Below are 13,615 nucleotides of genomic sequence, written 5' to 3' on the forward strand. Positions count from 1 at the left end.
TGATTAATTGGAAGATTAATGGATTGCTTGAATGACACTGGCTTGGGTAGTGTAGAGCGATCGCCCACTCCCACTTTCTAGATCAAAATAGGTGGCGAACCGTCGTAGCTTGCCAGTGGTTAGTTGTAGTAAATAGTCAAATGCTTCAGCCGCGACACGCTGATTAATGCTGAGGGATTGGCTGTTCAGCAGAGCAAGCTGTTCGCAGGATAGGTTATTGTCCTCCATTTCTTCTGGCTGTGGAATTAGTAGATCAGGATGCTGAACGGTTGGAGCAGGTAGCCGAAAGCATCCCAATGTGTTGAACTGATAATCGTCGGGTTTAGTGGAAAGTTGGGAGCCTAATAAAACCTGTCCACTCCGGCGGGAATTGCCACAGTCCAGATACCATGTGTGAGGGACGATTTGGTGATTATTATTTTCCAATATTTGGGCGATCGATTGTCTGGCTCTAGCATTATCAACACATCCAGCAACCAGGGCAAGGGTGTTGTAGCCAGGAGTAACCCAATTTGAATCGAAGGATTGAGCGATCGCGCCTACTTCCATTTTCCAGGCGATCTCATAGCGGAGTGCCAATGTTTTGGCTTTGTTCAACCCGATCTCTGCATCACAGAAACACTGGCGTAATACATTGGCTTCTTCAACGTGGTCTGGGTCAACGAAGTAGAGTTTGACCTTCTTCCCTTTACTGGACAGAACTCTACCCAAACGAACAATGGATGGAGCTAGCCAAGAACCTGTTCCGCCACATCCCACTAGCCAAAGTTCGATCGCGGTATAGTCAATCGTCAGAATAGGAGAGGCGTTTGCCAGATCAAGATTTAGTTCCATAAGTTCTCCAACACATTTGCAGGTGGCAATTCTGTGCTGTAGAACTGACATTCAGACATGACTGATGTTTCAGTCATGAAGAAGTCAGACTCAATATCAAATACGGTTTTTGCTGGAATATTCCAGCAATGCTGAAATAGCCCGACGCGCATTTGAATTTCTGGTTTGGTTGTATTCACCCGACCCAGTACGCCATAGATTCGGAAGCCTGTTTCGTCTGCATTATCTGTGCTGGAGAAGAATGCAGGCATGGATGCATGAGAATGGACCTCTACGACAGCGTGATAATGAGAAGAGTAACTGCCTGATTCTGTAGGTTGACAACTGGTTGTGTTTTGGGTTTGCTCCGGTGTTTGTAATTTCCATTCAGTGTCTTGTTTGTGGAAATGAAATAATATTTCTGCATTGGATTCAGCGCAGGCATTACAACTCGATCGCCACACTTCTAGCAAAAGTTCTTTGGGAATTCGGGGTGTGATGGTGAGGTGAGGAGTCAGGTGAGGTAGCCCTTTGATCCGCTGGTCGCTCAGACAGACAGGCATGAGAACTTTGATGCCGGGACGAGCGGCACTGGCAAAAACACCATTACCAGCCAGAATGTAGGTGAGAGCGCTGCCTGAGATAGGGAGCGAATCAGCCGCAGTTACATAGCCAATCAGCGGGTTAGTGGTTTTGTTCATCTAAAATTTCCTGCACAAGTGTATCGACACTTTTTTTGTTGCCGATGGGGATCAGATCAGTAACTGGATAGGTGGAACGCTTGCCTCGTTGATGCAGTTTCAGAAGCTGTTGCCGCACATCACCCGAATGAGATTTTGATTTCCCTGTAGCCAAGTGGCTTGTGAAGAGGCTGGAAATGAAAAGATTCCAGGTTAGATCGATGGTTTGAGGACTGGCATCAGGAGGTTCGTTAACACCCCAACAAACCTGTCCTGAGTTGTAGATGTTGGGGAGTGGGGTATGAAATGCAAATGCTTTGGGATCGAAGATTTTGTCTTTGAGCGTCCAAACCCAATATTTCGTCTCAATTCCCATGAAGACCATTGCAGGCAGCGGAATTTTTAGAGTTCCAACCTCGTCACAGTTGAGTAGATGGGTAGCCGGAGGGATAAATTTGATCAGGTAAGTGCCTGTCCTTCCAGTGCCATAACGAACGATACCAGGCTGCATCCAGCCGGTATCAATGGGTTCAAAACTAAAGGCAGTCCGGAGCGCAGTTGGCGAGACGCATTTGTAAATGTCAGCGGCTGGCAGATCTTTATCCCGTCTATGGAAGATGTAATAACCATCCAGAAACAGCAATTCGGCTTGAATGGCAGAAGATTTTCTGGGAGGATCAGCGAGAACTGCTTGGATGATTTCACTGGAGAGAATAGGGTTGGATGAAGCTGCTAGGTTCGTTTCAATGCGCGTGTCCATAGCTGTAGTAGAAGTTGTGCGTGAGTTTTCATATCAGTTTCCAACCACTCAATTAACAGGTATGCAGCATCCAAAATCCGGCTGGCTTGTTTCCATTTCCGGTGCAGGAGATTGATAGATGATTTGGACCAGGGTAGAGAGGAGGCGTACAGCCCGTAGTTCATCTCGTCTGGAGACTCATCAAGCCAGAGATTTTCAGTCTCATGATCCAGGAGTTTCAACGCCAGAGGTAGAAACTGTAAGGGTGTAGTGAGTTCACAACAAAGCTGCCTCAACCGTTTGTTGTCGATGCGATCGGGATGATGGATATGTTTGTAAGAAACGTGATGAGTTTCAAATTCACTGTTAAACCATTCGCCACCTTCCGGTTCCACATCATCTAACCAATAGCGACCTTCTTTACTGAACGGAAGCAGCAGTTTCCATCCCATCCTCAAATTTTCAATTCCCTCCTCAATTTGCCAATCTACGCCCATTGAAGTGATGGGGATAGCCTGAAGGCGTTCTTCTTGAGCGCTTTCCACCGCCCAAAATGACATTGGGAACAGGTGAGTATAAACCAGGGTGATAAACTCCAATTCTCTTGGGCTATGGCGATTTTCTGAGGAAACTGTTTTAGAGTTGCCTTCATGATTAACAGGCAGATAAAGAGAAGTCTGGCTAGTTGACCATTCAGATGAGAAAAAGTGCTGGTAGAGTGCCAGCAGTTGATAAGTGTTGAGTTGGACTTCCAGATAGTCGAGGGCTTTAAGCGGAGTGATTGTTAACTGGCACTGCCGGAGGCTGTAGATTGCTTCCGCTGGAGTGCTGGGGACAAGACTCATGGCTAAAATCCTTCAGGAATGCCGCTAGAGATTGGCTTACAAGAAGTTAGGGCTTTCAATGAATGATTGACTGCTTGGGTAAATGTTGTACCAGCGGCGATCGCTTCCTCAATTTGCGCTGCCCATTGTTCTGCATTTCTCCAGTCAATTCCATTCATTAGCTGATGTTGCCGCAGTTGGTAACACATCTGCACGGCTGGATTTACCTCTTCAGGTGCAGCTATTAGAGATTCCAAGGGAGAAATACCCTTTCGACCCGGCTTTTTGATAATACGAATGGGTTCTCCTTCTTTGCGTTCAATTTCTGCGTTTGCTAGTTCGGCACAGAGGGGAGTGAAGGCATCGCGCAGAAGTTGATCGTCAAGGGCGATCGCGTCCGGTAGCCAGTGTTGTTGCCCTTCGTAGATTACAAGTCGTTTGTTAGTTGTGCTGGTGGTCATGGCGATTAGAACAATGAAATTTGGGTTTGACTATTGCTGCTCGGTTTAGGGGTGGTAGAACTGGCTTTGCTCGTTTGGTTCTGAGGCTGGATTGTTCGTTGAGGAGGGATTTTGGCAGTTTGAGTCTGAGCGATGTTACGGCGAATTTGGCGGTTGGGAAAATCAGCTTTCAGGTCGTCTAGCAGTTGGGCGATCGCAGGTGGGAGCGAACCCAGTTCTTCTTGAGTCAGCATTGCCACAATCGGAAAATCACCATGACTGCTGGCAGCTAACAGCACAGGTCTATCTCCTGGTTGTCCTGTGTTGGGCAACAGAGTAATCACAACCTGAACTTTACACTGCTCGAAAATATAGGGTTCTGATTCTGACTGAGTAGGGGATGTAGAGTTTGAGGATTCCTCATCGACAGAAGCTGCTTCTAAATCCTCTTCATCAGTTTGTTCTTCTTCGTCAGTTGCCGAATTCAAGAGTTTCAAAAAGTCGGGTTGCCCTGCTTCGTACCGCTCTCGATCGAACAACAACCCAAGAGCATGAAAGCGTTCTTCAGCCGTCTTTTTGCCATTGGTACTTTTGGCGATCACGTCCAATTTAGTTGCCGTAGCTGTTAAGTTTGCGGTGGCGATCGCCTCTTCTGGTGTGAGCCATTTCATAACAGATCCAAGTTTATGGTCTAGCTGAAATGGCGGTAGCCAGGGCAAGCTAAAAATTAGCCAGTAGCAAAACCGTATCCTTGCTACTGGCTAGCGATAAAGTTTACTGCTCTGCCAACAGTGAGTTTTTGAAATCTTGAATCGCAGTGGCGGTCAGTGAGTAAATGACGCGCCGTCTGCGTTCAATGTGAGTGCCATCAACCGGAATTCCTTTCTTCCAGGCAGCGATGATCGCTTTCTTGTCTGCCGAGTAAGTGGTTTTCTTTTTGCGAAACTCATCCGGTAATTCCTCGGCATCCACTAGCAGCTCGCAACTGGGAGGGTTTTCACGAATCGTAATTCGGAGTGAATGACCGACAACTTCATCGGGTAGCCCTCCCGCTACGTTTTGCTCCAGAATGCTCTGATCGAGAGCCTGTCGCCATCGTTCCAAGCGATCGAGTGCCTCTTGATGCACTGCTTTCAGGTGTTCCAACCGCTGTTTGATCCCTGCAATCTCGGCATCAAGTTGAAATGCGAGTTCAGCGTGAAGATCGATCGCATCTTCTTGAGCTTCCTGGGTTTCCCAAATTGCAGCAAGAAGTTCGGCTTCTTCCTCGGCTGTTTGAGAGTGAGTCAGCAGATCCCAGAGTTCCGCTGCTGCTTGAGAGAGTCCCGTCAAGGATTGTTGAGCGAGAGGGAAGGACATGATTACCACCTCCCGCAAGCTTCGTAATAGTCTCGTTCTGCTTCGATGTCTGCCAAAATCATCAGAGTGCCTGGATTAATGTCTTCTTCTGAGGATTGATCGGATTCAAGAGATCGATCAGGATGGGTGATTGCCAGTGTCGTTGAGTAGTTAGTAGAACTGGTTATTAGAGTTTGCATAGAGGGTAGCCTTGATCACACTGCATGAACCAGCGCGATAGCGCCCTACCTCTCTGCCATAAACCGTCGAATGTTTCTAGCACATGCAATGCACCGAGCTTCCCGGTTTCCCTCAAACTCTAATTCCCAAGCAGGTGTGCGAATTAGTTTACCGTTACGGATATGAATAATCAATCCATAGCGGGCACCATCCCAGGCAAGGCTACTGTCTGTACTGTAAGCCAAGCTCCGAAGATGATTGAGGGCGACCGTCCAATTGCACCCATAGATGTGAAACCGTTGAGGATATTGCTGACAAAGGGTTTTCAATTGACGCAGCATTTTGTAGGCGATCGCCCGCTCCTCTGGGTTTTTGGATTTGCCCTGACGCATGAGCATTACCAATCCACCAATGCCCACAATCCGGCTCTGTTGCAGGTAGTGATTCAGAAATTTCTTGGGTGTGTCCCATCCCCATACCGGAATCATTCTCACCGGAGAAGACTCAAAGTTTTGCTTAAGCCATCGACGAGCCACCAGCCAATTCTGATACGTCGTCTCCGGATCGCCAATCACATCTGGAGCACTGATCCAGGCATAGTTTCCTGACACTGCAATTTCCATGTATCGAATTACGTCAAGCGTACCGCCGTACCTAAAGTGATAGTAAGCATTAGAATCTAAAGCTACCTTTAGAAAACCCTGACTCAGATGAATTTTTGTTGGATTTACTAAAACTTGATTCACGCCAGCCCGTTTCAACATGAGGGCATCATTAATCTCAGAAAGTCCACTGAAGTAAAAAAACATGAGCTACTCACTGTCTTGTTGTAGAGTCGTCAGAGCGCTTTGAATGAGTGGCAACGTGTCTTCATCAGCAACAGGCACGAGTCGATAAATCCGAGTATTTTGGGTGGTGTACCCAAAGTCCTCAATCAACGAGGCAACTAGCTCCACTGCACACTGAAGCGTACCGTAGGTGTGGGGTTCTTCTGTTGGCAAAATGGGATAGAAGGTCTCCTGCTCTGACCACGGTAAAGGTGCATCGACCTTAACCACTACGAAAGTTGGAGAATTTGAGTTTAGGGATTCAGACATAGACCACTCCATGTTGATGAACAGGCGAGGGCATGTAAACCTGCTTAAGGCTGTCAGCCCACCTAGATGTCTGGAGCGGAAGCTCTACCGCGATCGCAACTATCTTGTCTATGCTTGGGTTAGAGAACAAAGAGAGTCAATTGAACAGGTTTAGCGGGTCCTGTCAGTTCTCTCCAATTCTGATCAAAGGCTTTCAGGTTACGGCATTTATTTTTTGCCAGCTTGGGAGCAACGACATAAAACTCCTCGAAAGCTGGATAAATGCCTTCTTGTCGCCGATGGAGATAGCACCGTTTGCCGTGCAGGTCTTCTGTTGAGGCATGATGACGTTGGCAAATCACTTCTAACTTAGATTCCATCTGAGCTTTCTTGCCTTCATCAACGAGAACCACGTTGCGATCGGAATTGACGTAGGGCTTGCCATTCTTCCCAATCAATTGTTTGTAAGTGCGTTGCACGTGATAGATTGCCCACTGCAATTGCTGTAATAGCTGCTCTAATTCATCAAAGGCAGCCTGATTACCTCTTTTCACCATCAGATCGTAAGCAGTGCCTGATGAGAATAAGTGCATTCGAGGATTAAATGCCAGGGCATTCATCTCCATCAGCAGCGTGAATCCTGCGGCTTTGGGATCACGATCGTAGCGGGCGATCGCTGCCTGCTTTTGTTGAAACGGGCAATAGCTACAAGCCGATTTTCTCCAAAGAACTCCCAGGGTGCGATAGAGATATTCAATGCAGTCGTCTCTTGTCCATCCCCATTCGATAAGCGGATAGAGAAACTGGTGTCCCTGGCAGGTATAGCCGTCAGCTTTACCTGCTCGTTTGGTCTCATCAGCGTTGTAACCCAAATATGGACCAAAGGCTTCTGTGATGTGGTCTGAGATCCAGGCATCAAGCACCTCTCCCTTCCAGCGTTGCGCGCAAATATGAGGTCGCCCCAAGCGAGGTACAGTTCCAGACTGGAGTAAATCACGGCTGAGGGGAAAGTATCCTTCGATATGCAGTTCGTAGGGTTGGTGAGTATCACTGAGAATGATATAGCCATCTAGCTTGCTGGTAGAGGCTTTGGCAACCTGCACCAATCGAACCTGGTGTTCCCGCATTACCGGAAAGAGATGAGTTTCACAAAGGTATTTGGTTTCACCCATTTCATCGCCAGTTTGCGCGGCTAGCACAATCAGATTGTGGAAGTCATTGAAGGGACGAGACTGAGGCTCCAGCAGCCAACGCACGAGGATTGCTGTGCTCTCGACTCCCATGCCCCAATTGAGGAGATGTAGCTGAGGAATCATGGCATAGAGATAAAAAAATCCTTCAGACAAGTGCCTGAAGGAGCCAGCAGAAGGGAGCTAGAAGTTCTTAAAGGGTGGTTCCTGTTCGCTCAGTGATATGCAGGAACCCGACATTCGTGCCTTCTGGGTTTGCTTGAGCGATGACATAAAAGAAAGCTTCTGCATCTGGTTGTTTAACGATCAGGTAAGGGTAGCCGTCTTGAGTTAAGCCCGCCTGGTGGATCTGACCACCGATCAACTTAGCGAGTTGTTGTTGATAGGGATTCATAGCAATGTCCTGATTAGTCTGCCCTTGCCGGAGCCAATTATGAAAGTCGATACTTTCAGGTTCTGGTGCGCGATTGCTGGGTTTAAGCTTGCGAGTGCGATCGTATATTGCTTCTGGCACCACACTCTTCAGCTGCGCGTCAACAGCATTGAAGTTTACGGTGTGGAGGTTGCTCCAGGGAAGACTCACATGAAAGCGGTGGGGTTCGCCGACCAGGTTGAAGTTGAGGTAGTACTCCATATTGACCAGAGATTAAACGTCTGAAAGTGTTGGAGCGGTAGCTCTGAAGTCAACTTAGGGAATAAAAAACTAAAGTTTTAGCAAGATCTATTCCCTAAGTCAGTCACAGGGCTGTTTAATCAGCAGGATAGATGGGTCAGGGGTTGAACCGTTGGTTTACCATGTCTTTTATTATGTTTCCGCGATCGCCATTGACTTACACTTACGAGAATTGAGTCAAGGCTGCGACTAGCAAAAGCAGGAGTTTTGCTGGCACTCTGCCAGATGGCATTAGCTTCGGGCTTATTTAAAGGAGGTGTGCAGCGATCGCAGTATTGCTCAAAGAGTTGATGGGGAGCAGGATGGTAAACGATCTGGTGTTGGGTTAATAGATCAGCGGTTCCCAACAGGTTCCGAGCCAGCTTGTAACCTGCGTTGTTACGGTTGCCTTCTAGCTCACCGTATTTTAAGAGGGCGCGATCGCTTTTTGTCAGGCAGATGGTTAGCGGAATTGAGATCCCGCTAGCGCGGTGATGTTTGAGAGATAAGTGATTATTTCTTGTTGCAAGGCTTGTTCCAAGTCTCCCATGCTTCAGCACAGTTGAGCGGGATCTTAGAGCAGGCGGTTGAGTCAGTGCGGAGTGTGGGTCAACAGAATCATTCATTTTCGCCAGATGAACCAGTTGTACCCACTTCCGCCATTGCTGATCCGATAGTCCATAAGGAAACAGTCCAGTGGCATCCAAAGCAGTATTCAGCTTCCTGAAACTGTATTGGGACGTGGAATAATCCTCCAAGGTGATTGCTCTAGCACTGCTCAACTCTCCATTTTTTACTTCCCTGCGAATCATACCTGGAAGCCGCATAGAACGCGCTAAATTGCAGATTGCTGGGTCAGCATTTTGAGCGATCGCAAGTTTTCGATTCAGGCAAATCCAGCTTTCTGGAGATAGCCCGATGGTGCATCTGAAATAGACATGAAGAGATTTTCCCCCGGTATACACAACTGCTGCCGGTTCCAACCCAGTTGTATGCTTAAATCGTTCCAGTACATCGTGTTGACCAGGCAGAGGCAAATCATCAATTTCATAGAAAAGGCACTGACATTGTTTGACGTGGTTATTGCTAATGCCTTTATCAGGTTGGTTGGGGTAGAAACTGACGGTTGCACCCAAATAGGAAAACTTGAATGCAAGTGCCCACCCATCTGTATAGCGTTTGGGAGTGAGTTGCCAGCAGGTATTACCCAGGCGGTCTCGCCCACCCTGAGTGCAGCAGTAGAGGGAAAAGCCCTGAGGAGTGATGCTGCCACAAAAAATGTAATGACCGTAGATCAGTTGATTGTTCTTCCAATAGCAGTTCCAGTTGTCAGGAATGACTTCTACAGGCAAATCCCAGGAAATTCGTAACCAGATTTTAGCACCTGACACAAAGCCAATGTGCCTGAGAAATTGAATCGTCATTTGTCGCAGATTGACATTCATCGCAGTTAAGCCAAGAGCGTTGTTACTCTCTGAGTGGCGTTAGCTGCCCTGACTATCAAAGTTCTAACTCTCGTTGTCGGTATTTTGATAATTTGGATTTTTTGCGATGTTTCGCTGCATTATCGTCTCGTTGGATCTCTTCTATATTCGATACCTGCACTAGCGAGTCTGCATCGATTCCACTGGCAGTTGATGAATTAACGGGCTGTTCTACCAGTTTTTTAATTAATTCCGCATCTCGATGTGAGTCATAGTTTACTCCCCTGTACCTCTGCAAGCCTTGGAAGGTGTAGGCTTTGCCCAGATGAGTTCCGCTAAAGGCAATACCATTTAATTCGTAGCTGATGCCTGTTATCTCACCAGGCTGGCGATCGCGAATCCGAACACTGATGCCGTTTTGCTGGAGCTGCCCAATTAGCTGAGGCATAGTGACAGGAGATTGAGTGGCTTGATCAAGCGATCGCTGAAGCTGCACTCGAATACTTGCCTCACCAGTCCGAGCCAGTAATCGCTGTTCTCCAGTAGTGGGGCTACGGCTGTCTTGTTCCTGGCTGGAGTAGAGCGATCGCAACCCATAGTCCTGTTCCAACTGGCGAATAGCGGTTTCACTCCGGCGATAATCCCAGCTATCGGAAACGGTTGTTCCGTTCAACCGAACCCGACTGGCGACAATATGGGCATGATCATGGTCGCGATCGCTATGGCGCACAACTACATACTGATTCATGTCAAAGCCCATTGCCTGGAGATATTTCTGGGCAATCTCGTGCCAGGTGTCATCCTCCAAATGCTCGGTACAGGGCAAACTCAGAGAGGCATGGTAGACCGATCGACTTACCCTGGGGTTTAACCGTCGGCAAAACCGGAACTCCGCTGCCAATCCACGCGGGGTGGTTTCCTCCATATTGCTGCCAATTAGGCTGGCTCCATCTTTGCCAAACAGATAATTGAGCAATTTACTAAAGCTCCGACCTTTGATTTGTTTGCCGATCACGATTCCTCTTCAATCTCTGTTATGAATTCCAGGTCAGTAAGTTCTCGCCGTATTTGGCTCAAGAGGCTTCTGGTTTGATTCAACAACTCCTGATCGACCACGATCGGAGTTGCTTGAAGTGGAGCAGTGGTGTGGGCGCTAGCCTTTGCATTAGCAAGTATTGCATTAGCAATTTGGTTCAGGCTGTCACTGATTTTGGTGAGTTCCCAGTAGGTCAGACCTGCGATTCGGGTTACGCGCCGGGGAAGCTGATTTTTCAACGTTTTGGCACGAAACAATTCTGCCATCGTCAGGTTGTTCTCTGCCGCCATACAGCGCACTTGCTCTTTCTCCTCAGCGTTGAGGGAGATATGGAACTTGATGGGACGTTTATGCGAGGACATTCCAGCCAATCAGGAAGACGGTGAAGATTCTTCTCTAGCTTTGCTGTTCCTTCGTTGACTTGTGATCTATCAGTTGGCTATCTTTTTGATTTCTGCATCGGGCAATAGCCTTTTACAACAAACAAGACTCACAGGTGTTGCAATAACACCATTATTTTCTTCCAATAAACGAATACACATTACCACATGGCTTGCTCTGCATCCTGGGTTTTGAACGGGTAATGTAATTTGCTGTAAGAATGCGGTTCATGGGTGGAATGCTGCGAGAAATCTGTGGGTATTTGAGGGCATTGAGTGTCAACAAGTTCAGATTATTAGGAATTCAGCGCCTTGATCGGGTGGTCAAATGAGGATGGAGACGAACCATTGAGGGAAGCTGTGGTCATTTGTGAACCCCTGTGTGAGAGAAAATCCGAGTTTCTCTTTTCTATCCACATGGATGATGAGCATTCATTCAGTGCTCGCTAAGTTGAGGAAGCGTTAACCTTACTGATTAACCCGTGATGTCTGACCTCACGTTGACTTTCGATCCAGGCTCCTCACTCAGTAAAGTGATCTATCACTTAGCGGATGGCAGACCTCGATTGCTGCTTATGGAGCCTGAAGTGATTGAACTCAGCTTGAGTTCAATTGATGCCCACTTGAGAACCAGAGAAAGTCTTGGTATCACCCGACCTGAAGACGATGTTTGGCTGCAATGTAGTGATAGTCAGCAGTGTCAGGTGGTTGGTTATTTAGCGCGTCAGTTTCTGGCAACTGTGCAGATGAATGAGGTGAAATACGAACGGGCGTTATATAAAGTGCTGGCAGCCGTAGGAGCGATCGTCCAGCACATGGATCTACCTCGTAAGTTCTCTATTGCCATTTCTGCCCTATTACCTTACGGTGAATACCAGAACGCCCCACGCTTTCAGCAACTCCTGAAACAACATCTCAAAAATTACAGCTTTCGCGGTGAACGCCTCCAGGTCAAGCTAGAAGCCTTTGAGTGTCGCCCAGAGGGAGGTGGCTTGGCAATGGCACGAGTCATGCAGAACGGGACAGAGTGGTTCCAGCAACAAACACTGGCTGTGCTGATGTTTGGGCATCGGAATACCAGCCTATTGCTGTTTGAACGGGGCAAGCTGGCGATCGGCAACACGACTGATTTAGGCTTTCATCAACTGGTAGATAAGGTATTAAACCGCACCTCTGGTCAAAGTGCAGATGCATTAACCAGTGCAATCTATACCATTAGCAATCAGCTTGTTCCTGATAATCCACAACTTCAACATCTGGTAAAAACGCGATCGCCTACTGAACAAAAACTAGAACGCGAACAAATTGTCACTGCTATTTTGACTGCCAAAGAGGAGTACTGGTCACGATTGCAAGATTGGCTTGACACTATGCTGCCAAATGTCACCGAGGTGATTATTTCTGGTGGGGCTGCTCTTTACCTCCATGATGAATTGGAAAGTTATTTCAATCAAACCCCGACTTATTGGGGTACTGATCTTCAGCGACGATTACAAGACCTGTTAGGACTGGATTATCGCTCGCACCGTTCAGATGCGGAAGCGCTTTCCTTTCGTTTAATTGATGCTTTTGGAATGTATTGCGACTTTGTTGAACAGTTGGCGGAGGTCGCATGAACGAGATCGCTCAAACCTCTCGCAAACGTGAAGATTTCAGCTTTCGCTATTCGCCTTACACCGACACTCCAGACGGTGTGTTGACAGCATTTTTGAAGAAAGGTGATGGCGTGAGGCAGGGCAAAGAGTTGATGTTGGAGTCTGCCAGAGCTTTTTGGATGGTAGCCGCTCGGCAGGCAGAAGGTCTGTTGAGCCAGGAAGAACTACGCCAACTGGGATTGAGCTGTTGTCGGACTCTGGAACGTCAGGCAGACTATATCCGGGAATGTTTGCAACTGCCGATTTCATCTGCTGAATCCTCAACAATTGAATATACCAAGGGCGATCGCCAAAATGGCAGTAACAAGACCGCTGAACGGGCAACCCGAACAATGTGGCAATAGGAGAGCGCAATGGCAATCATTCATTTCATTGATGGTGAAAAGGGCGGTGTCGGTAAGTCTTTATTTGCTCGGGTGATGGTGCAATATTGCATCGATCGCCAGCTTCCCCATGTGTTGGTAGAAGCCGATCGCAGCAATCCTGACGTAGGGGAAGTCTATCCTGAAGGATGTGAGCGAGCTGTCTTTAGTGAAGCTGAACGCAAAGCCTACGATGCCGATCGCATTTTTGACCTGGCGATCAAAACTCCAGTGATTGTGAATCTCCCAGCTCAGGTCTTTCCAGCCGTTACCGATTGGATTGAGCGCAATGGGGTGCTGGAGATGGGGGCACAGCATGGGGTCAGTATCTGTAAGTGGTTTATCTGCACCGGTGGCTATGACAGTGTGCAGCTTTTCATCCAATCTTTGAAGCAGTTTGATGGCAAAGTACAACATGTTTTTGTCCGTAACTGGGGACTGTGTGATGACTGGTCTCACCTGGACAGTAGAGATGAACTACAAAAACTTCTGGCAAAGCAAAAAGTCCCCGTGCTTGACTTTCCTAAATTTAGCTATCGAGAGCGTGATCACCTGGATGCCAAGCGAATTTCTTTTTCCAAAGGCAGGGAAAGTGGTGAACTGGGCGTTTTGGGGAAACAGCGGCTCCATACGTTTCTCAAAAGTGCTTATCAGGCGATCGACCAGGCAAACATCTGGAAACTCTCGCAGTCGGAAGTCAGTCCTTCAAATCCAACTGCGACTGATGAACCATCATTGGAAGCTGGAAAAGCTGACATTCAAACGGCTGAACCAGCAGCAAGCGGCTCTAAATCCCGCAACAGCAAACGTTCAAGCTAAGGGAGGT

17 protein-coding genes are annotated in these 13,615 nt (G+C 47.7%); 3 read left to right on the forward strand and 14 right to left on the reverse strand.

Going from position 1 to position 13,615, the window contains the following annotated elements:
- Positions 1–15 precede the first annotated feature (15 nt).
- From H6G21_RS16005 to H6G21_RS16070, 14 genes are all read right to left on the reverse strand, one after another.
- Entirely contained in the window at positions 16–834 is an 819-nt protein-coding gene (locus H6G21_RS16005; protein WP_190574435.1) for a ThiF family adenylyltransferase, read from the reverse strand.
- Positions 825–1,514 (reverse strand): Mov34/MPN/PAD-1 family protein, encoded by a 690-nt coding sequence (locus H6G21_RS16010; protein ID WP_190574436.1) that lies wholly within the window; start codon positions 1,512–1,514, stop codon positions 825–827. Before H6G21_RS16010 ends, H6G21_RS16005 begins: the two co-directional genes overlap by 10 nt.
- On the reverse strand, positions 1,498–2,253 hold the full coding sequence (locus H6G21_RS16015) for a hypothetical protein (protein WP_190574437.1): 756 nt from the start codon (positions 2,251–2,253) through the stop codon (positions 1,498–1,500). Before H6G21_RS16015 ends, H6G21_RS16010 begins: the two co-directional genes overlap by 17 nt.
- The gene (locus H6G21_RS16020; protein WP_190574438.1) at positions 2,226–3,077 is read right to left on the reverse strand and encodes a hypothetical protein; all 852 of its coding nucleotides are present in this window, start codon (positions 3,075–3,077) and stop codon (positions 2,226–2,228) included. Before H6G21_RS16020 ends, H6G21_RS16015 begins: the two co-directional genes overlap by 28 nt.
- Positions 3,078–3,079: 2 nt before the next feature.
- Positions 3,080–3,517 carry a hypothetical protein gene (locus tag H6G21_RS16025; protein WP_190574439.1) on the reverse strand — a complete coding sequence of 146 codons (438 nt, stop codon included), beginning with the start codon at positions 3,515–3,517 and terminating at the stop codon, positions 3,080–3,082.
- Positions 3,518–3,522: 5 nt separating this feature from the next.
- Positions 3,523–4,167: a hypothetical protein gene (locus tag H6G21_RS16030; RefSeq protein WP_190574440.1), complete on the reverse strand. Its 645-nt coding sequence runs from the start codon at positions 4,165–4,167 to the stop codon at positions 3,523–3,525.
- Positions 4,168–4,270: 103 nt separating this feature from the next.
- On the reverse strand, positions 4,271–4,855 hold the full coding sequence (locus H6G21_RS16035) for a siphovirus Gp157 family protein (protein ID WP_190574441.1): 585 nt from the start codon (positions 4,853–4,855) through the stop codon (positions 4,271–4,273).
- Between the two features lie 224 nt (positions 4,856–5,079).
- A complete protein-coding gene (locus H6G21_RS16040) occupies positions 5,080–5,823 on the reverse strand; it encodes a hypothetical protein (protein WP_190574442.1) in 744 nt (247 codons plus the stop codon).
- A 3-nt stretch (positions 5,824–5,826) separates the two neighbouring features.
- Complete coding sequence (locus H6G21_RS16045; RefSeq protein ID WP_190574443.1) at positions 5,827–6,111, reverse strand: hypothetical protein; 285 nt, start codon at positions 6,109–6,111, stop codon at positions 5,827–5,829.
- Between the two features lie 119 nt (positions 6,112–6,230).
- On the reverse strand, positions 6,231–7,436 hold the full coding sequence (locus H6G21_RS16050; protein ID WP_190574444.1) for a hypothetical protein: 1,206 nt from the start codon (positions 7,434–7,436) through the stop codon (positions 6,231–6,233).
- Positions 7,437–7,473: 37 nt separating this feature from the next.
- Positions 7,474–7,914: a hypothetical protein gene (locus tag H6G21_RS16055; RefSeq protein WP_190574445.1), complete on the reverse strand. Its 441-nt coding sequence runs from the start codon at positions 7,912–7,914 to the stop codon at positions 7,474–7,476.
- A gap of 119 nt (positions 7,915–8,033) precedes the next feature.
- Positions 8,034–9,356, reverse strand: a complete 1,323-nt coding sequence (locus tag H6G21_RS16060) for a hypothetical protein (protein WP_190574446.1) — start codon at positions 9,354–9,356, stop codon at positions 8,034–8,036.
- 76 nt (positions 9,357–9,432) lie between these two features.
- Entirely contained in the window at positions 9,433–10,371 is a 939-nt protein-coding gene (locus tag H6G21_RS16065; RefSeq protein ID WP_190574447.1) for a relaxase/mobilization nuclease domain-containing protein, read from the reverse strand.
- The gene (locus tag H6G21_RS16070) at positions 10,368–10,754 is read right to left on the reverse strand and encodes a hypothetical protein (protein WP_199307257.1); all 387 of its coding nucleotides are present in this window, start codon (positions 10,752–10,754) and stop codon (positions 10,368–10,370) included. The genes H6G21_RS16065 and H6G21_RS16070 overlap by 4 nt, the downstream gene beginning before the upstream one ends.
- Positions 10,755–11,257: 503 nt before the next feature.
- Between H6G21_RS16070 and H6G21_RS16075 the strand changes: the two genes are divergently transcribed.
- Genes H6G21_RS16075 through H6G21_RS16085 form a run of 3 tightly spaced genes read left to right on the forward strand, consistent with a single transcriptional unit; the run spans position 11,258 to position 13,608 of the window.
- The gene (locus tag H6G21_RS16075) at positions 11,258–12,388 is read left to right on the forward strand and encodes a ParM/StbA family protein (protein ID WP_190574448.1); all 1,131 of its coding nucleotides are present in this window, start codon (positions 11,258–11,260) and stop codon (positions 12,386–12,388) included.
- On the forward strand, positions 12,385–12,771 hold the full coding sequence (locus H6G21_RS16080) for a hypothetical protein (protein ID WP_190574449.1): 387 nt from the start codon (positions 12,385–12,387) through the stop codon (positions 12,769–12,771). The genes H6G21_RS16075 and H6G21_RS16080 overlap by 4 nt, the downstream gene beginning before the upstream one ends.
- Before the next feature lie 9 nt (positions 12,772–12,780).
- The gene (locus H6G21_RS16085; RefSeq protein WP_190574450.1) at positions 12,781–13,608 is read left to right on the forward strand and encodes a mobilization protein; all 828 of its coding nucleotides are present in this window, start codon (positions 12,781–12,783) and stop codon (positions 13,606–13,608) included.
- Positions 13,609–13,615: the final 7 nt, after the last annotated feature.

Source organism: Alkalinema sp. FACHB-956, assembly GCF_014697025.1.
Lineage (GTDB): Bacteria > Cyanobacteriota > Cyanobacteriia > Leptolyngbyales > Leptolyngbyaceae > Alkalinema.